Consider the following 19,923-nt stretch of genomic DNA (forward strand, 5'->3'; position numbering starts at 1 on the left):
CATCTGGCTCGCGGCAAGTGTAAGCATCGTACCGGTCTGGCGACTAAGGGTCGCATTCCGAAAGGAACGGTAAATGCTCACCCCAATGAGAAAAATGGCGAAGCCCGTCGCGCGCGGCATTCTGGCGGCCGTGCTGGCCGTGACCATGGCCCCGGCGGCGAGCGCGGGCGACAAGGACGACGTCCCCGACCACCACAAGTTCGACCGTGGTTTCGTCGACCACAATCACGATGACGACGGCGGCAGGAACTGCCGGCCGCGTACGTTCTTCCGGATCCACCAGATGTCGCCGCGGAATTTCTTCGTGCCTCGCACCCGCTACATCGACGGCCCCGGCGGCTCGATGACGGTGTCGGTCACGCGCGAGCACGAGGTCACCGCCTTCCTGGAGACGGAGAACGAGGCCGAGAAGGTCATCGACAAGGGCGAAGTGATCTACAACCTGCGCCGGCTCGGCCTGCCGCACCTGGAGGAGCGGCACATGGTCTTCAGCGGGCACGAGTACACGCAGGAGATCAGCGACGGCATGTACGGCAACATGTGGTACCGGGTCTTCGGTTACCGCGTGGGCTGGTCGGCCTGGAACGTTCTCGGCACCTGCGAGCGCTTCAAGGTCAGCGCGGGCATCGCCAACGTGCCTTCCCGGGTGGAGGGCTGGCGCTACTGGGAGACCAAGCACCCGATGTTCAAGCGCCGCAAGCTGTCCTACAAGTAGGGGAGAACCCCCAGGTCAGAGGGTTTCGCGGCTGCTCGGCGGGTAGGGTTGCGGGTCAGCCCGGCTGCGCCGGGCGCGCAGCCGTCCGGCGCGCGACCCGAGTCCATAAAGGGGGACATCATGGCCGCGATGCAGCGATATCTGGGTTTCTTCTCTTTCTTCAGAATTCCGGGACCGGAGCCCACGTATCCGGGCCAGAGCGAAGGCGCCGGCGGTGGCCGCGCCCGCAGGCGTCGGCGCCGGCGCCGCTGAGCGCGCGCCGTCCGAGATGTGAGGGTGTGTTCCGACGGCCCTCACATCTCACGGTCGCCCATCAGGAGAAGGACGCCACCACGATGCCGAGCGTGCGCCCGTTCTGGCCGGAGGCCTTGGCGTCGGTGGAGTTGACCGAGTAGACCAGGGTCCTCGACAGGTCCCGGGTGGCGCCCACCCCGCTGGCGTAGCCGTAGCGGGACCCCGTCTTGCCGTACCCCACGATCCCGCCCGGCAGCACCATCCTGCTCATGCCGGAGGTGTAGGTCGCGGGCTGGTTGCCGCACTCGTCGAACATCGTCACGTCCGGGACGGTGAACATGGGCTCGAGCCGGGCCGGCGGCACGACCTCGCCGGAGAACAGCGCCTTGACGAACTTCTCCAGGTCCGCGGCCGTCGAGATCAGGTCGCCCGAGGCCCAGGTCGAGGTGACGCTCGTCCTGGTCATGTCCACCACGTACCCGTCGCCGTAGCCGATGGCGTTCTCGAAGCCCGCGGGCACGCTCTGGTAGCCCCGGTGGTGCGGGCCCCTGAGGGTGGTCGAGGCGCCGGGCAGGTAGCTGTCGCGCATGCCGACCGGGCGCAGGATGCGGCTCGTCACCTCGTGCTCGTACGTCCTGCCCGTGACCTGCTCGATCAGCAGGCCGGCCACGAACGTGTTGATGTTCAGGTAGTGCTGCCTGGTGCCCGGGGTGAACTCGATCGGGTCGCGCACGGCCTGGGCCACGTACTCCCGCGGGGTCCACCGCTTGAACCTGGTCTCGTAGACGTATTCGAGGTCGTCGGGCAGGCCGGGCGCGGGCAGGCCGCTGGTGTGGTTCAGCAGCTGGCCCACCTGGATGCGCGGGTAGGAGGCGGGCAGCAGGCCGGGCAGATGGTCCTGGACGGCGTCGTCCAGGGAGAGCCGGCCCTCGGCGACGAGTTGCAGCACGACCGCGGTGGTGAACATCTTCGTCACGCTGCCGGCGCGGAAGCGCACGTGCTCCGCGGCCGGGCGCCGCGTCTTCAGGTCGGCCACGCCGCTCACGCCCCTCCACGAGCCCTTCGTGCCGCCCACGCGGACCACGGCCGCGGTGGCGTCGGCCGCGGGCAGGTCACCGATGGCCCGGCCGAGCGCCGCCTCGTTGACCGGCGGGATCACGGCGTCAGGGTCCGGCTCGACGACGGTGGGAGCCGGGCAGGGGCGAGGGGTGGGCGTGGCCGCCTGGGCGGGCGCCGCCACGAGGACGGTGGCCAGGGCGAGGCAGGCGGCTGCGGTCTTCAACAAGGTGATCTCCTCAGGGCTGCTGGAACGACGCCCATCCTGCTGAGCGGCACCCTCACCGCGGATCGCCGACGCGACCCATTTCCTCTCCCTCCCGCGAGGGAGCCCCCGAATCCCTCGCACCGGCGATGCCCGGCACCCCTCCCCGGGCCGAGGATTTCCGCCATGAACTCCCGCATCGCCTTCATCGCCGCTCCCCTGCTCACCTTCGCCTACGGGGTGATCCGCATCATCGACGGGTTCGACGGCAGTCGTGGCCCCGGCCTCGCCTGGACCGCCGGGCATCTCGCGTTCATGGCGGCCCTTGTCCTGTTCGCGCAGATCTTCTGGCGGCTGCGCGCCATGGCGGGACGCGACACGTTGTCCACCGTGACCGCGGTGGCCGGGACCGCCGGCATCGTGACCCTGCTCGCCCAGTTCGGGATCGACATCGTGGTCGGGTTCATGGCCGCCGACCACGACGGGATGGGCGTGCTCTTCGACCAGGTGCAGAGCGTGCCGGGGGTGTCGCCGATCGTCTACGACGGCGGCCCGTTCCTGTTCTACCTGGCCCAGCTCGGCCTCGTCCTGCAGCTCGCGGTCATGCGCCGGGTCAAGGCGTGGATGCCCGTGCTGGTGCTGCTCGACCTCGCCCTGCCGTTCATGGACAAGGACCTCATCCCGCTCGGCGCCCTGTGCCTGCTGATCTCGTTCGTGCCGCTCGCGCGCCGGGAGCCCGCCCGCCACGCGGTCGCCGTCGCGTGAGACGGAGGGCACAATTGGGGCTTATGTCCGAGTCACGGTTGGTCGCGCGGTTCCGCCGCTGGTACGGCGGTCTGCCCACGATCCTGGTGGACGGCGCGCTCGCGGCGCTGGTGCTGGCCGTGCAGCTCTGGCCGTTCCTGTCCCGTGACAACCCGCACGGCGGGCCCTGGCACTGGTGGGGTTACGCGGTGGTGGTCGTCTCCGCCGTGCCGCTGATCTGGCGGCGCCGCGCGCCGGTGATCGTGCTGCTGGCCGTCTGCGTCCCCACGGGCTTCTACGACCTCGTGGACGAGGTGGCCTCCCAGCCCATCTGGTACACGGGGCTGGTGGCCCTCTACACGCTGGCCGCCTACTCCAGCAGGTGGAAGCGGTGGATCGCGTTCGCCGTCACGCTCGGGGGCGGCCTGCTCATCGTCGGCTCGGCCGAGTCGGGGGTGCGCGGCACCGTGCAGTTCGTCGCCGCGTACGCCATCGGCCGCGCGGCCGCCGCCTCCCGTGCCCACGCCGCCGCGCTGGAGGAGCGGGCCGTGCAACTCGCCCGGGAGCGCGAGATCGAGGCCGAGCGCGCCGCCGAGCGGGAGCGGGCCAGGATCGCCCGCGACATGCACGACATCCTCGCCCACGCGGTCAGCGTCATGGTCGTCCAGGCCGAGGCAGGCCCGGTGGCGGTCACCTCGAACCCGGCCAGGGCCGTGGCCGCCTTCGACGCCATCGCCGGCGCCGGGCGCGACGCCATGGACCAGCTCCGACGCCTGCTGAACGTGCTCAAGGAGGACGAGGGCCCGCGCGGCCCCCAGCCCACCATCGACGGGCTGCCCGCCCTCGCCGACCAGATCCGGGGAACCGGACTGCACGTGACATACTCCACCACGGGCTCGCCCCGGCCGCTGTCGCCCGACACCGAGGTGGCCGCGTACCGCATCACCCAGGAAGCCCTCACCAACATCGTCAAGCACGCGGCCGCCACCCGCGCCGGCATCGACCTCACCTGGCAGGACCACGCACTCATGATCGACATCACGGACGACGGCCATGGCCGGGACCCGAGGCTCCCCTCGGGCGGCAACGGCCTGATCGGCATCCGCGAGCGTGCCGCCGCGTGCGGCGGCACCGCCGAGCTCGGCCCGCGCGCCGGCGGGCCCGGGTTCCAGGTGCTCGTCCGGCTCCCGCTGGCGGCGTCGTGAGCATCCGCGTCGTGGTGGCGGACGACCAGGAGCTCGTCCGCGCGGGGTTCAGCATGATCCTCGACGCCCAGCCGGACATCGAGGTCGTCGCCGAGGCGGGCGACGGGGCCCAGGCGATCGCCGCCGTCCGCGAACACCGGCCCGACCTGCTCCTGCTCGACATCCGCATGCCGGTCATGGACGGCATCGAGGCCGCCCGCGCCGTCTGCGCGGACGGCGACTGCCGGGTCCTCATGCTCACCACGTTCGACCTGGACGACTACGTCTACGACGCGCTGCGGGCGGGGGCCAGCGGGTTCCTGCTCAAGGACGTCAGGCGCGACGACCTGGTGCACGCCGTACGGGTGGTCGCGGCCGGCGAGTCGCTGCTCTCCCCTTCGGTCACCACGAGGCTCATCGCCGACTTCACCTCCCGGGCCGCCCCGCGCGCCGTCGCGCCGCCGTCGGAGCGGCTGTCGGCGCTGACCGGGCGGGAGCAGGAGACGCTGCGCATGATGGCCAGGGGGCTGTCCAACGCGGAGATCGCGCGGGAGATGGTGGTCAGCGAGCACACGGTGAAGACGCACGTCAGCAACGTGCTGACCAAGCTGGGGCTGCGCGACCGGGTGCAGGCGGTGATCGCGGCGTACGAGACGGGGCTCGTCGTGCCGGGCGACACTCACTGATTTTTTGCGATTTTCCCGGCGCGCTGATCACCGCTGCCAGCACCGATAAGGCGGAGATCAGCGGAGGAGCCTAACCGGGCAATCCCGGCTTAGTCGGCGTTTACGCCCCATGGCTCACTCTTGTGTCATCGGCACTCTAGGAGATGACATGGACGCGAACGAGCCTCGCACCGGCGGTTGGAGCCAGTTCGGCGACACCCCGCCCGCCGCCGGAGGGTTCACCCGGCCGAACCCGGTGATGCCGCCCCCTCCGCCGCCGAGGCGCGCCGGGTTCATGCTGACCCGCAAGGCGATCGCCGGGCTGGCGGTGGCCGCCGTGGCCGCGCTGTCGGCGGCGGCGCTGGGTGGCGGGGCCATGGGCGCGTACCTGGCGGGGGCGAACCCGCAGCCCGTGGTGACCACCACCGCGAGCAATCCGAGCCCGGTGTTCCGCACCGCGGCCGACCAGTACACGGTGGCGCAGGTCGCGGAGAAGGTGCAGCCGTCCGTGGTGATGATCCAGGGCCAGACGGGTGAGGGCTCAGGTGTGGTGCTGTCGCAGGACGGATACATCCTGACCAACAACCACGTCGTCTCGGGGCAGAACGGCGGGCTGACGGTCAAGTTCAACGACGGCAAGACGGCCAAGGCGACCGTGGTCGGCACCGACCCGGCCACCGACCTGGCCGTGATCAAGGCCGAGGGCGTGTCGGGGCTGGCCAAGGTGGCGCTCGGCGACAGCGACCAGCTCAAGGTGGGCGACGACGTGCTGGCCATCGGCAGCCCGCTGGGCCTGGACGGCACGGTCACCTCGGGCATCATCAGCGCGCTGGACCGTACCGTGACCTCCGGGAGCGGCCAGCCCGACCAGCAGCTCCCGCCGGGCTGGGGCGGGCAGGAGCAGCAGCGGCAGCAGGAGACGACCACGCTCGGCGGCATGATCCAGACCGACGCGGCGATCAACCCGGGCAACTCCGGCGGCGCCCTGGTGAACGCGGCGGGCGAGCTGGTCGGCATCAACAGCGCGGTCGCCGCCGACGGCGTCAACCTCGGCTTCGCGATCCCCGTTAACACCGCCAAGCACGTCTCCGAGCAGCTCATCAGCAAGGGCACGGTGAGCCACGCGTTCCTGGGCGTGAGCGTCACCGACGCCAGCGGCGACGTGGCCGGCGCGCTCGTCCGGCAGGTGACCGCGGGCAGCCCCGCCGAGAAGGCCGGGCTGCGGCAGGGGGACCTGATCACCAGGATCGGCCAGACGCCGGTCCAGGGCGGTGACACGGTCGTCGGCCAGGTGCGCGGGTTCAAGGTCGGCCAGCAGGTCGTCATCACCTACCAGCGTGACGGCGAGGAGAACACCGTCACCGTCACCATGCAGGAGCAGAAGCAGCAGCCGTAGCCGGCGCGTTCCTCCGAGATCGCCTCCACCGCGCGGGTGGGGGCGATCTTTGTTTGCGCACTTAGTGCGATCCGATGCGGGAGATGCGCGGATCAGTGGCGATTAGGCCCTCCTCGATCGGCGTAACTCGGGTTACATTCACGTTAATTTGCCCTCTCTTATCCCCCCGAGTAGACCGAAGGAGAGAGGCATGAGCGCGAGAACCGTGATGGCCGTCCTGAGTGCTGCGGCGATTCTCATGCCGGCCGCCGCCGCACAGGCAGGCGTGGCGGCGCCGCCGCCCGACTCCCAGTTCCAGAAGGTGACGCTCAACGACAACCCGGGCGAGCCCATGGACCTGGCGGTGTTACCCGACTCCAGGGTGCTGCACACGACCAGGAAGGGCGAGGTCTGGCTGCACGACCCGAAGACCGGGCTCAACACGCTGGCCGCCGACCTCGACGTCTACGAGCACGACGAGGAGGGCCTGCAGAGCGTCGCCCTCAGCCCCGGCTTCGGCAAGGGCTCCAAGAAGGACGACTGGGTCTACCTCTACTACTCGCCCCCGCTGAACACCCCGGTCGACGACCCCGCGACTCCGGACGTCAACGAGGGCGACGCCCCGTTCGCCGGGACGCCGGCCGACTTCACGCCCTTCAAGGGCCTGATCAGGCTGTCCCGCTTCCGCTGGGGCGGCACGACCATCGACCTGCGCAGCGAGCAGCGCATCCTCGACGTCCCGGTGGACCGGGGCATCTGCTGCCACGTCGGCGGCGACATCGTCTTCGACGCCGCGGGCAACCTCTACCTGTCCACCGGCGACGACACGAACCCGTTCCAGTCCGACGGCTTCACGCCGATCGACGAGCGGGCCGACCGGAACCCCGCCTTCGACGCCCAGCGCAGCGCCGGGAACACCAACGACCTGCGCGGCAAGATCCTGCGCATCAGCGTGCGCGAGAACGGCTCGTACACGATCCCCAGAGGCAACCTCTTCAGGCCGGGCACGGCGGGCACCAGGCCGGAGATCTACGCGATGGGCCTGCGCAACCCGTTCAGGATCGAGCTGAACCGGCGCACCGGCGAGCTGTACGTCGCCGACTACTCGCCCGACCAGCAGGACGCCGACCCGGCACGTGGCCCGGCGGGGCACGGGAAGTGGACGGTCGTGCGCAGGGCGGGCAACTACGGCTGGCCGTACTGCGCGACGGCGCGGCTGCCGTACGTGGACTACGACTTCGCCACCGGCGCCTCGGGCGCCCCGTTCGACTGCGCCGCGCCCGTCAACGAGTCGCCGCGCAACACCGGCCTGCGCCGGCTGCCGCCGGTCGTCCAGCCGGACGTGTGGTACTCGTACGGGCCCTCGCAGGAGTTCCCCGAGCTGGGCACCGGCGGCATCGGCCCGATGGCGGGACCGGCCTACGACTTCGACCCGTCCGACACGCGCGGCCGCACGGCCGTGGGCTGGCCGCGGTACTACGACGGCGTCCCGCTCTTCTACGAGTGGACCCGCGACTACGTCAAGGCGTTCCACGACAACGGCAGGCGGATCGAGCCCGTGCTGCCCTCGTTCGTCTTCGACAACCCGATGGACCTGGAGTTCGGCCCCGACGGCGCGCTCTACGTCCTGGAGTACGGCGACGGCTTCTTCAGCGAGAACCCGGACGCCCAGCTCGCCCGCATCGACTACATCGGCAACACCGGCAACCACACGCCGATCCCGGCCGCGCAGGCCTCGGCGACGAGCGGCCTGGCCCCGCTCACCGTCACCTTCACCAGCACCGGCACCAGCGACGCCGACGGCGACCGGATCCGCTACGCGTGGGACTTCGACGCCGACGGCCGGGTGGACTCCCGCAGCCCGGGCGGCTCCTTCACCTACACGGAGAACGGCATCTACCACGCCACCCTGCGGGTCACCGATCCCAGCGGCAGGTCGGCGGCCACCTCGGTGCGGATCGTGGTCGGCAACGCCGCGCCGGCCGTCGAGCTGGTGCGGCCGGTGGCCGGACAGCCGTTCGCCTTCGGCGACCTGGTCGAGTTCGAGGTGCGCGTCACCGACGACCAGCCGGTGAACTGCGCGAACGTCACCGTGGACTACATCCTCGGGCACGACGACCACGGCCACCCGCAGACCACGGCCCGCGGCTGCACGGGGTCCATCCAGACCACCGTGCCGAGCGGCCACGACCCGGAGACCGACGAGCTCACCGGCGTCTTCGTGGCCACCTACACCGATCCCGGCACCGGGGGCCTGCCCCCGCTGACCTCCAGCACGCAGGTCGTGCTCGAGCCCACCAGTTAGGAGACACCCTCATGTGTTACGGCTACGGCCCCAGCAGGCGCTCCCTGCTCGCGGCGGGCCTCGGGCTGGGCGCCGCCGCCCTGGCCGCCGCGTCCCCCGCCGCCGCGGCTTCACCGCCGCACCACCACGGCGGCAGGGAGCGAGTGCCTCCCGGCCAGATCAGCATCCAGCTCTGGACGGTGCGCGACGACCTGGCCCAGAACTACGACAGCACCCTGGCCTACCTCGCCGGGATCGGATATCCGAAGGTCGAGCTGGCGCTGGGCTACTTCGGCCGTACGGCGCGGCAGTTACGCGACTTCCTCGACGGGCTCGGCATCGAGGCCAGCTCCAGCCACGACGGCATCAGCCCCGACGACGCCGCGCTGCAGACGAAGATCGAGAACGCGCTGACACTGGGCCAGACCTACATGGTCGTGCCGTACCTGGCCTCGGACAGCCTGGACGAGTGGAAGGGCTGGGCCGAGCGGATGAACGTCGAGGCGCAGGCCGCCCGCAAGGCCGGGCTGCGTTACGGCTACCACAACCACGCCCACGAGTTCACCACCGACCTCGGCGGCGGGGTGACCCCGTGGGACGTGCTCACCTCCGAGCTCGACCCGCGCCTGGTCCACCTGGAGATCGACATCTACTGGGCGGTCACCGGCGGCGTCGGGCGCGGGGCCAGGGACCCGGTGAAGTTCGCGATCGACGTCATCAGGCGGGCGCCGCAGCGGGTGCTGCAGTACCACGTCAAGGACCGGCACCTGGACGGTGACATGGCCGACCTGGGCACCGGCACGATCGACTTCCGCCGGGTCTTCGACGCCCACCGGGTCAGGGAGTACATCGTGGAGAACGACACCCCCGACGTGACGCCGAGGCAGACGTCGCAGGTCGGCTACCGCTACCTGCGCAAGCTCCGCTTCTAGGCGTAAAGAGTTCGTGCTGACGCCGCCGACACGCGGTAGAAATCGGTCTTCTGGGAACTTTCCTCCGCACTGAGACATATGGGGCCTGGGGGGAAGTATGTACCACTCGCTCGGTGTCGTCGTCACCGCGTTCATCACCGCCGCGCCGCCGCAGGTGGACAACATCGCCCACCGCGGCGGCTCGGCGCACGCGCCCGAGAACACCATCGCGGCGTGCGCCGTGGCCAGGGCCCAGGGGGCCGACGTGTGCGAGTTCGACGTCCAGCAGACCAAGGATCACCGGCTCGTGCTGATGCACGACGAGACCCTGAGTAGGACCACGAACGTCGAGAAGATCTTTCCCAGGCGGAAGCCGTGGTGGGTCTCCGACTTCACGCTCGCGGAGATCGAGCGGCTGGACGCGGGCTCGTGGTTCTCCGCGCGTTTCCGCGGCGAGGGCGTGCCCACGCTCAAGAGGGCCCTGGAGTCGATGCGCGAGACCGGCACAGGGCTGCTGCTGGAGATCAAGCACTCCCCGCGCAGCCCGGACATCGACCGCCGCGTGGCCGCCGAGCTGCAGGAGGAGCGCGAGTCGTGGAGCCCGGAGCGGCTGACGGTGCAGGCGTTCGGCTGGCCGTCGATGCGGGTCCTGCGCGACATGGTGCCCGGCCTGCCCATCGCGCTGCTCGGCAGGCCCGCCGCCGGCAAGCTCGCCGAAGTGGCCCGCTACGCCGACGGCCTCACCCTTCCGCACGCCGGGCTCACCGCGGGGTACGTCAAGAAGGTGCACGAGCGGGGCATGCGCGTCTACACCTGGTCGGCCGACCGGTCCGCCCTCATCCGGCGGCTGGTTTCCTACGGCGTGGACGGCATCATGACCAACAGGCCCGGCCGCCTCCATGCCGTCGTACGCCGAGGGTGACACCCGCCGCCTAGGCTGGTAGGCCGTCCACCTGTGAAAGGCGTTCTTGCAGTGTTGTGGCCTTGTATCGCCGACGGTCACGGTAACGTGCCTCAACGTGCGCGACAGCCGTGCAGAACAAATGCCGTCCCATGGGTGAAGCGTGGAACGTGCCAGGCCAGATCTCCATGCGTGACCGGTGCGATCAAGCCAAGAAGCAAACGCTCCCGCCCTACGGCGCAGGCGCGTCCCTCCATGCACGCCAGCCGCGCAGTGCCCTGCGCGCCGCCTTGGGAACAGGGATAGAGGTGGCTGACAGCACCGAGAGCGCGCAACCGGGCCATGTCCCCGGCGTGGCGGAGCGGCGGGACCTCCGGCTCCTGTGGACCGGCTCCACCGCCTCGCAGCTGGGAAACATGGCCTCCACGGTGACCGCGCCACTGCTCGCGCTCACGCTGACCAGCTCTCCGGTCTTCGCCGGATGGGTCGCCGCCGCCGGCACGCTGCCGCGCATCCTGCTGCACCTGCCCGCCGGCGTGCTGGCCGACTACTCCGACCGGCGCCGCGTGATGGTCGGCAGCATGCTCGTCCGCGCGGCGCTGGCCGTGCTGATGGTCGGCTGCCTGATCGTCAGCGAAGACGGGGGAATCGTGTACCTGCTGCCCCTCGTCAGCATCGCGCAGGGCATCTGCGTGGTGCTCTACAGCACGGCCGAGACGACGGCCGTGCCCTGGCTGGTGCGCCGCGAGCGGCTGGCCAGGGCCATGGCGGGCAACGAGGCCCGCACCCACGTGGCCGGGCTGCTCGGCAGGCCGCTGGGCGGGTGGCTGTTCGAGCTGGGCCGCTGCTGGCCGTTCGTGCTGGACGTCGCCACCTCCGTCGTGTCGGCGCTCACCCTGCTGAGGATGCGCAACAAACGGTTCGCGCGGGCCGCGGTCAGGCGCCCGCTGCGGCCGGCGCGGCAGCTACGCGCGTTCCGGCGCGGCCTGACCTTCCTGCGGCACGAGGAGTTCCTGGCCCGCGTCATGATCGTCTGCGCGCTGGCGAACTTCGCCTTCCAGACCCTGGGCCTCACCCTGGTCCTGCTCGCCCACGAGCGGGAGATGTCGCCCCTGATGATCGGCCTGCTCATCGCGGCCTCGGGGCTGGGCGGGGTGCTGGGCTCGCTGACGGCCCCGCGCATGCTGCGCAGGATGAAGCCGGCCCGGCTGATCGTCGCGGGCGTCTGGGCGTGGTTGCTGCTGAGCGCGTGCCTCACCGTGACCGACCACGGCTCGTTCCTGTACGTCGCCGCCGTGCTGCCCGCCGCGTGGGGCGGGATCGGGTTCATCGGGGCGCACATCAACGTCGCGCTGGCCCTCTACCAGACCTCGGGCGTGCCGAAGCGGCTGTTCGGCCGGGTCACCAGCGTGATCCGGTTCTTCTCCGGCAGCACCGTGCCGCTCGGCGCCCTGGCGGGCGGCTACCTCCTGGCCCTGCTCGGCACGGAGCGCGCCGTCGTCCTGGTGGCCTTCGTGGTCGGCGGGCTGGCGCTGGCGATCTCCGCGCCGCGGCGCCCGTCAGCCGTCCGGCGCCGGCTCCGCCGGGAGCGGCCGGGCGACCGGGCCCGGCAGGGGGGCGGGCAACTCGCCGGCCACGTCGTGGAAGAGGTCGTCGCTCAGCGCATGGAGGCTGCTCTGCAGGCTGGCCTGTATCGCCGCAGGAGCCTCCGCGGGCACCGAGGTGGACCACGCCTGGAGATACGCCTCGTCGACTGCCCGGGTCAGCGACTCGATCCTGTGGTGGACCCGCGGCGGGCACAGCGGCCGCAGCCAAGCGACCGCGACGCTGGCCGCCAGGTACTCCACACGTACCTGGCGAAGCTGCTCGGGCCGGTCCTCGCCGCCGAGGCGGGCGAGGCTGTTGCCGCGCATGTCGAGAGAGATGCGTACGGCGAGCCCCAGCTTCAGCACCGCCGCCTGCGCGTCGGCGAACGCCGCGAGCAGCTCCTTGACCAGCGCGTCCCGCCGGAGCGCTTCCCGCTCCTCCGCCGCCGCCGCGCGGTCCTGCCTGGCCTTGTTCCGCTCACTGATCACGTAGGAACCGGCGCCGGACAGCGCGGCCAGCACGGCGCTGCCGCCGGTGATCAGGGTGAGCAGTGCGGTTTCACTGATCAGCGATGCCTCCTTTGAGCGCCTGGCCGAGGCCGGTCCGTACGACCGGGTCGTTCGGGATCCTGCTGACGGCGGCCATCAGGTGCTCGATGGCCGTGCTCCGCCGGCCCTGCGCGAGCGAGATGCGGCCGACCGCCGCGAGTATCCAGCCCACGGAGGCGCAGTCGTTGAGCGCCTCGTACAGGGTCGCGGCGGCGAGGTAACGGGCTATGGCCTCGTCCAGCGAGCGCTGCTCGTAGCAGAGGTTGCCGAGCAGCGACTCGATGTCGGCGCGCACCCGCATCTCCTTCGGCGGGCAGACGCGGGCGGCCTCCAGGGCCAGCCGCCCGGCCCGGCCCGGCTCGCCCGCGTCGCGGGCGCGCCCGGCGGCGCACAGCAGCGCGGCCGGGTCCGGCGGGGGCGCGGGCCACTGCCCGGCGTCGAGCCTGCGCAGCGGGGCGAGCAGACGCCGCCGGCGCAGGTCCGGGCCCGCGCTGTGCCGGGCGTTCGTGATGAGGTGGCGGTCCTCCAGCGAGTGCAGGAACGCGTCGGTGATCCCGGCGGGCGGGGCCGGGCCTGCGCTGCCGCGCTGCAGCAGGGCGCGCCGCAGCCAGGACTCCAACTCGCGCGGCGGCAGCTCGTGCTCGGCCGCGGCGGCGGCGAGCGTCCTGCCGCACCAGTCGGCCAGGGCCCGCTCGACCTCGGCCCGCAGGCGCGTGGAGACGAAGTGGTCGTGGGCGGGGGGATCGCGCCACAGGTGCGCGCCCGCCACCTGCAGCAGCAGGGGGTCGATCGCCCGGGTCAGCCGGCTCACGCGCCCGCTGCCGTCCCTGATCGCGCGCAGCTCCTCCAGCAGCTCCTCGACCTCGGCCGGGGGGAAGTGCAGCCGCATGGCCTGGGCGGAGCGGCTCACGACGTCGGCGGCGGCCTCGGGCGTCAGGGGCCTGAGGTGGTACTCGGCGCACTCCGGCCGCCCCGCGTCCTTCACCTCGTGGCGCAGGTCGTCGAGGTAGTCGGAGCGCACGGCCAGGAGCAGGCGCAGGTTCGGCCGGCGGGCCAGCGCCTCGAAGAGCTCGTCCAGCAGCCGGCGGCGGTGCCCCTTGCGCGGCTCCTGCCGGCGCAGGAACGCCTCCGCCTGGTCGACGGCGGCGAAGATCAGGGCCGGCTCCCCGTCGCTGTCGAGCGTCTGCCTGCCGCGTACGAACTCGCCGATCGACAGCTCCGCCAGCCGCCCCGGCGACTCCTCCGGGTCCCAGGACGACAGCAGAGTGAGCACGTACGGGTTGTGGCCGGGCAGCGCGGCGACCGGCCACACCCGGCACGAGGTGGCCCGGCCGAGCGGCAGCACGTTGGCGTTGTCGGCGCGAAGCTTGGGGATGAGCCCCGCGCGCAGCAGCGAGGTCTTGCCCGCGGCGGCGTCGGAGTGGAGGATCGTCAGCCGGTTGCGCCGCCACAGCCCGCGCAGCAGCCGGATCTCGTCGGACCGTCCGAAGAAGAGGCTCTCGTCATGAGCGGTGAACGGCCGCGGGCCGATGAAGGGGCTGCGTCGCCGCCGCAGTGCCGCGGGTATTCCTGCCATGGGGAGACCTCGCTAACCGAGGAGCCGACATATTGCGCCGCCCGGCGATCGCACCGGCACGCCACGGTGCGAAATCAAATATCGCCCGGGCCGAAACGCAATGATGTCTCATTCCGCACCACATTTCCAAGGTACCGCACGACGCTGTGGAGCACTTGTCGGGCGCGGCCATTTCGGGCCACCGAAATGAAAGGCGGCGGTCAGTTCTCCGCGCGCGCCGGAGGCGTGCTGTTGTCGAATGCCGCGTACACGTCCTCCTGCTCCCGGCCGGGCTCCAGCAGCTCGCGCAGTGCCGTGCCCAGGGCGGAGTCGCCAAGTTCGCGCAGGTGGACGGGGGAGAGGGCGGAAACGTCGACCAGGTCGCCCTGTCGTACGGAAAGCTGCGGTCGCATGAGCGCTCCCTCGTGGCCATGAGGCGCCGGGTGTGGCTCCGCCCCGCTGAATTGATCTGGACTTTCGTGGAGCCATTAATCCGGCGATCTCAGTCTTCGTCTGGACTCTACCGCTGCGGGGCCGGTCCGGGCGGTTAGGATGGTGCTCGTCATCATTACTTCCCCATGCCTTTGCAGTCGCAATCCATCGAACGAAAACGTCATCGGGTCGAGTGGACGGGAGGCAGCACACGTGATGGTTTCAGAGCCGTCCGCCACGGAGCGATCACCACGTGATTTTCCGACGGTGTGGAAAGTGCCCCCGCGGAACAAGAACTTCACCGGGCGGGAGACCCTGCTCAACAGGCTGCACACGGGCATCGGTGACAACGTCACGGCGGTCGTGCCGCACACCCTGCACGGCCTGGGCGGCGTCGGCAAGACGCAGATGGCCATCGAGTACGCCTACCGCTTCCGCGACAGCTACGACGTCGTCTGGTGGATCCCCGCCGACCAGCCCGGCCTGGTCCGCGCGACCCTGGCACAGCTCGCGCCGAAGCTGGGCGTGCCCGACGCCACGACGGCGGGCATCGAGGACGCCGCCAACGCCGTGCTCGACGCCCTGCGCAGGGGCGAGCCGTACGGCCGCTGGCTGCTCATCTTCGACAACGCCGACCAGCCGGAGGACTTCGGCGAGCTGATCCCGCCGGGCCCCGGCGACGTCCTGGTCACCTCGCGCAACCACCGCTGGGCCGGCGTCTACGAGACGATCGCCGTGGACGTCTTCCCGCGCAAGGAGAGCATGGAGTTCCTCTCCAAGCGCGTGCCGTCGGTCACGGTAGAGGAGGCCGACAAGCTGGCGGAGGCACTCGGCGACCTGCCGCTGGCGCTGGAGCAGGCGGCCGCCCTCCAGGTCGAGACCGGCATGTCGGCGCAGGAGTACCTGCGCCTGTTCGAGCAGCACGCCTCCAGCCTGCTGGAGGAGGGCAAACCCCGGGAGTACCCCTGGTCGATGACGACGGCCTGGCGGCTGTCGGTGACCAAGCTGCGCGAGCACCTGCCGGAAGCCATGGACCTGCTGCGCACCTGCGCGTTCTTCGGCCCCGAGCCCATCCCGCGCGACGCCTTCCGCCCGGTCAAGGGCCCGGTGCGGCCCGAGCTGGCCGAGCTGCTCGCCACGCCCATCCGGCTGAGCAAGGCCATCGCGACGCTGGCGCGCTACGCGCTGGTGCGCATCGACCCCGACGAGCGCACGCTCCAGGTGCACCGGCTGATCCAGGCCCTGCTGAGGGAGGAGCTGCCGGCTGCGCTGCAGGGCGAGATCCGCTCCGAGGTGCACTCCCTCATCGTCGAGGCGGCCCCCGCGGGCGCCGACATCCCCGCGAACTGGCCGCGCTACCAGGCGCTGCTCGCCCACGTGGACCCGGCGGAGGTGGCGGAGAGCACCCGGCCGGACGTGCGCTCGTTCGCGCACAACATGCTGGGCGCCCTGGCGTCGTCGGGCGACTACCGCACCGCCAGCAGGTACGCCGAAGCGTTCGTGCAGCAGTGGTCCCGCGACTCCGGCGCCACGGACCCCGACGTGCTGCGGGCGCAGCGCGTCAAGGGCGACATGCTGCGCGAGTTCGGCCGCTACGCCGACGCCTACGAGCTGAACACGACGACGCTGGCCACCATGCGCGAGGTGCTCGGCCACGACCACCGCGAGGTGCTGATCCTGCTCAACGGCATCGGCGCCGACCTGCGCGGGCGCGGCCGGTTCATCGACGCCAGGGAGCACGACAAGGAGTCGGTGGAGCGGCACCGGGCGGTGCTCGGCTCCGACGACGTGCAGACGCTGCGCGCGATCAACAACCTGGCCCTCGACTTCGGCCTCACCAGCGACTACCGCGCCTCCCAGGTGCTGCTGGAGGAGGCCTACCGCGCCGCCCAGGCCAACGAGGGCAAGGTGAGCCGCGGCACCTTCCTCAACCTGTGGGCCAGCCTGGCCCGCTCCGTCCGGCAGTGCGGCGACTACAACGAGGCGTGCGACGTGGGCAGGGACGCGCTCGGCTACGGGCGGCAACACCTCGACGCCGACCACCCGCGCGTGCTCCTCGTGCAGAAGGACCTGGCCATCGCCCTGCTCCGGGCGGGCGAGCGGGAGGAGGGCCTGGAGCTGGCCCGGGACGTGCACGCCCGATACGTGCGCATCTACGACCTCAACCACCCGGGCACGCTGGCGGCCGCCGCCTGCCTGGCCAACTCCCTGCGCACCAACGACCTGCCGGAGGACGCCTACCGGCTCGCCAAGGACACCCGCGACCGCTACGCCCGGGTCTACAGCTCCGAGCACCCGTACCACTACGGCTGCATCAGCAACGTGGCGCTGCTGGAGCGGGTGCGGGGCGAGCCCGCGGTGGCGTACGAGCTGAACGAGCAGGCACTGGCGGGGCTGGAGAGCAGGTTCGGGCGCGACCACCACTACGTGCTCACCGTCGCGGTCAACCTGGCCAGCGACCTGGCCGCGCTGGGCGAGCTCGACCGGGCCTGCCGGCTGGGCGAGGAGTCGCTGCAGCGGCTGCGCCGGCTCCTGGGCGAGCACCATCCCGCCTCCCTGGCCGCCGCCGCCAACCTGGCCACCGACCTGGCCGCCGCCGGCCGGGGCGACGAGGCCAAGCGGCTGTTCGACGAGACGATGCGGCGCTACGAGGAGACGCTCGGGCGCGAGCACTTCGACGCGCTGGCGGCGGCCGAAGGCCGCCACCTCGACCTCGACTTCGACCCGCCGCCGATCTAGCCGCTCAGCCCGGGCCGGTCAGGAGCGCCACGTCGTCGGCCACGAGCCGCCGGACGTGCGTGATCAGCCGGTACAGGTCACGGCAGTAGACGGAGGGGTTGCGGAAGCCCGCGCCGGAGCGGTACCGGTGCGGGTAGAGGCCGCCGCCGCAGACGCGGGCGATCGCGCACGAGGAGCAGCCGGCCGACAGCGCCTGCTCGCCGATCTGCCGCGCCGCCACCGACGGCAGGAACAGCGCCGTGTCGAACGAGTCGCGCAGCACGTGCAGCATGGTCGCCGTGGCCCCGTCGTAGGCCGACTTGAGCGTGTCGACCTGCTCGATGCTGCCGTCCGTCTCCACCACCACGACCGCCACCGGCGACAGGCCGATCGCCTCGCTGCGCGAGGGCCGGCCGAGGAGCAGGCGGATGATCTCGCTGAACAGCCGGACCTGCGTCTCCTGCGCCGGGGCCTGGTACCAGCGGTCGAAGACGGCCACGAGCCAGTCGCCGTACGGCGTGCCGTCCTTCGACCAGCCGGGCGGCGGGGTGTCCCAGTTGCCGTGCGGCAGCAGGAAGTCCACCACCGGCGGGCCGAAGCGCAGCAGCGCCTCGTACGTGACGACCGGATCGCTGGCCAGGTCCAGCGTGCACAGCAGGCCGCTGAACAGGTGCCGGTAGGCGGGCGAGGTCAGGTTCTCCAGCCGGGCCCGCACCTCGGCGTAGGTGCCGGTGCCCTGCGCGCGGCGGCGATGGCGGTCGTGCCCCTCCTCGTCGCCGTCCAGGCTGACGCCCACCCGCACGTCGAGCTCGGCGAACAGCCGCAGGAACGCCTCGTTGAGCAGCACCCCGTTGGTCTGCACCCGGACGGTCGCCGTGACGCCGTCGCCGAGCTCGGCACGCAGCCGGTTCACCGCGTAGCGGGTGTGCTCGACACCCGCGAGCAGCGGCTCGCCGCCGTGCAGGACGATCTCGACGGCGCGCATGCCGTGCGCCTCGGCGTGCTCGGCGACGCGCGCGGCCACCCGGTCGATCGTCGCCTTGGACATGCGGCGCGGCTGGCCGCGCCAGCCCTGGTCGGCCATCTCGTAGACGTAGCAGTAGTCGCAGGCCAGGTTGCAGCGGCTGTGCAGCTTCAGGATGAACTGCCGGAACGGCGTCGGCCGCCACCCCGACTCCAGCAGGTTGCCGACGTCGAGATCGGCCGGCCATTCGAGCTCGCGCCGGGCATTGTTTCCCACGCTGATCAGCTCCTGATGGCGAGATGCGAGCGCAGCGGCGGCTGAGGGCTCGGCGGCACGGGGATGCCCCGGATCGGAGATCGGCAAACGCCGGGCTGGTAGCCGCCACCTGGACAACGACCGGGCAGGAAACGGTCATGACTTCGGCCATCCGGCCGTGAGACGCTCCGGTGCCGTGGGGAGCACGAGACCGTGAGTCCGGACTACCGCTGGCACCTGCGGAAGATGATGGCCGTCCGTGGCATGTACGCCACCACCGACCTGCGGCCCCTGCTCGCGGAGCGGGGCTTCCGCCTGTCGCAGAGCCAGGTCTACCGGCTGGTCGCCGAGCGGCCGGTGCGGCTCAACCTGCGCGTGCTGATGGCCCTGCTGGACATCCTCGACTGCACGATGGAGGAGCTCATCGAGCCGGTCCCGGCCGGCACGGGGACGAGCCCCGCGCCGCGTCCGGAGACAGGCCGGCCGGCATGAGCGGCGTCCCGCCTCGCTCGGTCCGCCCTCGGCCCGGCTCGAGCGCTTCCCCGCTGTGGGTCTCGAGCGCTTCCCCGCTGTGGGTGAGGTGCTGCCCGGCGGCGGGACGCCGGTGTCTCAGGGGATGAGCAGCGTCTTGCCGAGCGTGGCCCGCTTGCCGATGGCCGCGTGCGCGTCGGCGGCCCCCTCCAGCGGGAACGTCTGGCCGATCACCGGCCGCAGCCGCCCGGCGGCGCCCTCGGCCAGCGCCCGCACCGACAGCTCGTGAACGGCCGCCGGCGACGGGAAGGCCGCGCCCATCGGCACCAGGGTGACGCCCCGCCCGGTCGCCTCCTCCGCCGGGATCGACGTCATCTCCCCGCTCCCCGCCCCGAACGCCAGGAACCGCCCGCCCTGCCGGACCAGCTCGAACGCCGCCCGCCCGATGGCGCCGCCCGCGGGGTCGGCGGACACGTCCACGCCCGCGCCGCCGGTCGCCTCGCGTACCCGATCGGCCCAGCCGGGCTCGGTGTAGTCCACGCCAACCTCGGCGCCCCTGCTCAGGGCGAGGTCCAGCTTGGGCCCCGAGCTGGCGGCGGCGATCACCCGCGCGCCCGCCTGCCTGGCGAGCTGGATCAGCAGGCTGCTGACGCCGCTCGCGGCGGCCCCGATCAGCACCCACTCCCCGGCCGCGGGCGCCAGGGCCCGCGCGATGCCCAGGGCGGTGCGCCCGTCGTTCAGCAGGCCGACCGCGTCGCGGAAGCCGAGCCCGTCCGGGATCGGCACCAGCAGGCCGGCGTCGACCGCCACCTTCTCGGCATACCCGCCCGAGCCGCCGGTGGTGCTGGCCACCCGCTGGCCGACCAGCGCGGCGTCCACGTCCGGACCCGCGGCCACGACGGTGCCCGCCACGCCGTTGCCGGGGATGATCGGCAGCGCCGGCAACGCCATGGGCGCCGAGCCCGAACGCACCTGCGTCTCCACGTACGTGATCCCGATCGCCGCGGTCTCGATCAGCACCTGTCCCGCACCCGGCACGGGATCCGGCGTCTGCTCGACCCGCAGCACCTCCGGCCCGCCGAACTCCCTCAACCAGACAGCACGCATCCTTGGACTCCT

16 protein-coding genes are annotated in these 19,923 nt (G+C 71.8%); 11 read left to right on the top strand and 5 right to left on the bottom strand.

The features are described from left to right. Nucleotides 1-94: 94 nt before the first annotated feature. Nucleotides 95-715: a hypothetical protein gene (locus HD597_RS53550; RefSeq protein ID WP_253755620.1), complete on the top strand. Its 621-nt coding sequence runs from the start codon at nt 95-97 to the stop codon at nt 713-715. A gap of 313 nt (nt 716-1,028) precedes the next feature. Here the strand turns inward: HD597_RS53550 and HD597_RS53555 are convergent, their stop codons facing one another. Beyond that, complete coding sequence (locus HD597_RS53555; protein WP_253755622.1) at nt 1,029-2,234, bottom strand: serine hydrolase domain-containing protein; 1,206 nt, start codon at nt 2,232-2,234, stop codon at nt 1,029-1,031. A gap of 162 nt (nt 2,235-2,396) precedes the next feature. Here HD597_RS53555 and HD597_RS53560 point away from each other — a divergent pair, with 162 nt between their 5' ends. From HD597_RS53560 to HD597_RS53595, 8 genes are all read left to right on the top strand, one after another. Further along, nucleotides 2,397-2,975: a hypothetical protein gene (locus tag HD597_RS53560; RefSeq protein ID WP_253755624.1), complete on the top strand. Its 579-nt coding sequence runs from the start codon at nt 2,397-2,399 to the stop codon at nt 2,973-2,975. Nucleotides 2,976-2,998: 23 nt separating this feature from the next. After that, complete coding sequence (locus tag HD597_RS53565; RefSeq protein ID WP_253755626.1) at nt 2,999-4,159, top strand: sensor histidine kinase; 1,161 nt, start codon at nt 2,999-3,001, stop codon at nt 4,157-4,159. Beyond that, the gene (locus HD597_RS53570) at nt 4,156-4,824 is read left to right on the top strand and encodes a response regulator (protein WP_308210890.1); all 669 of its coding nucleotides are present in this window, start codon (nt 4,156-4,158) and stop codon (nt 4,822-4,824) included. The genes HD597_RS53565 and HD597_RS53570 overlap by 4 nt, the downstream gene beginning before the upstream one ends. Before the next feature lie 148 nt (nt 4,825-4,972). Beyond that, a complete protein-coding gene (locus tag HD597_RS53575; RefSeq protein WP_253755628.1) occupies nt 4,973-6,199 on the top strand; it encodes a S1C family serine protease in 1,227 nt (408 codons plus the stop codon). 190 nt (nt 6,200-6,389) lie between these two features. Then, nucleotides 6,390-8,483: a PQQ-dependent sugar dehydrogenase gene (locus HD597_RS53580; RefSeq protein WP_253755630.1), complete on the top strand. Its 2,094-nt coding sequence runs from the start codon at nt 6,390-6,392 to the stop codon at nt 8,481-8,483. 11 nt (nt 8,484-8,494) lie between these two features. Beyond that, a complete protein-coding gene (locus tag HD597_RS53585; RefSeq protein WP_253755632.1) occupies nt 8,495-9,394 on the top strand; it encodes a sugar phosphate isomerase/epimerase family protein in 900 nt (299 codons plus the stop codon). 97 nt (nt 9,395-9,491) lie between these two features. Next, nucleotides 9,492-10,295, top strand: a complete 804-nt coding sequence (locus HD597_RS53590; RefSeq protein WP_253755634.1) for a glycerophosphodiester phosphodiesterase — start codon at nt 9,492-9,494, stop codon at nt 10,293-10,295. Nucleotides 10,296-10,582: 287 nt separating this feature from the next. After that, complete coding sequence (locus HD597_RS53595) at nt 10,583-12,445, top strand: MFS transporter (RefSeq protein WP_253755636.1); 1,863 nt, start codon at nt 10,583-10,585, stop codon at nt 12,443-12,445. Here the strand turns inward: HD597_RS53595 and HD597_RS53600 are convergent. Together HD597_RS53600 and fxsA are read right to left on the bottom strand one after the other, a co-directional pair. Beyond that, nucleotides 12,420-13,985 (bottom strand): tetratricopeptide repeat protein, encoded by a 1,566-nt coding sequence (locus HD597_RS53600; protein ID WP_253755638.1) that lies wholly within the window; start codon nt 13,983-13,985, stop codon nt 12,420-12,422. The genes HD597_RS53595 and HD597_RS53600 overlap by 26 nt on opposite strands. Before the next feature lie 200 nt (nt 13,986-14,185). Next, entirely contained in the window at nt 14,186-14,377 is a 192-nt protein-coding gene (gene fxsA, locus HD597_RS53605; RefSeq protein WP_253755640.1) for an FxSxx-COOH cyclophane-containing RiPP peptide, read from the bottom strand. Between the two features lie 295 nt (nt 14,378-14,672). On the opposite strand from fxsA, the gene fxsT reads away from it, so the two are divergent. Beyond that, nucleotides 14,673-17,135 (top strand): FxSxx-COOH system tetratricopeptide repeat protein, encoded by a 2,463-nt coding sequence (gene fxsT, locus HD597_RS53610; RefSeq protein ID WP_308210891.1) that lies wholly within the window; start codon nt 14,673-14,675, stop codon nt 17,133-17,135. Between the two features lie 4 nt (nt 17,136-17,139). Here fxsT and HD597_RS53615 read toward each other — a convergent pair whose 3' ends face one another. Then, nucleotides 17,140-18,354 carry an FxsB family cyclophane-forming radical SAM/SPASM peptide maturase gene (locus tag HD597_RS53615; RefSeq protein ID WP_253755644.1) on the bottom strand — a complete coding sequence of 405 codons (1,215 nt, stop codon included), beginning with the start codon at nt 18,352-18,354 and terminating at the stop codon, nt 17,140-17,142. A 192-nt stretch (nt 18,355-18,546) separates the two neighbouring features. Here HD597_RS53615 and HD597_RS53620 point away from each other — a divergent pair, with 192 nt between their 5' ends. Beyond that, a complete protein-coding gene (locus tag HD597_RS53620) occupies nt 18,547-18,825 on the top strand; it encodes a helix-turn-helix domain-containing protein (RefSeq protein WP_253755646.1) in 279 nt (92 codons plus the stop codon). A 117-nt stretch (nt 18,826-18,942) separates the two neighbouring features. Here HD597_RS53620 and HD597_RS53625 read toward each other — a convergent pair whose 3' ends face one another. Further along, nucleotides 18,943-19,911, bottom strand: a complete 969-nt coding sequence (locus HD597_RS53625) for a zinc-binding dehydrogenase (RefSeq protein WP_253755648.1) — start codon at nt 19,909-19,911, stop codon at nt 18,943-18,945. Nucleotides 19,912-19,923: the final 12 nt, after the last annotated feature.

Origin of the sequence: Nonomuraea thailandensis (assembly GCF_024172165.1) — a bacterium.
Classification (GTDB): Bacteria; Actinomycetota; Actinomycetes; order Streptosporangiales; family Streptosporangiaceae; genus Nonomuraea; species Nonomuraea thailandensis.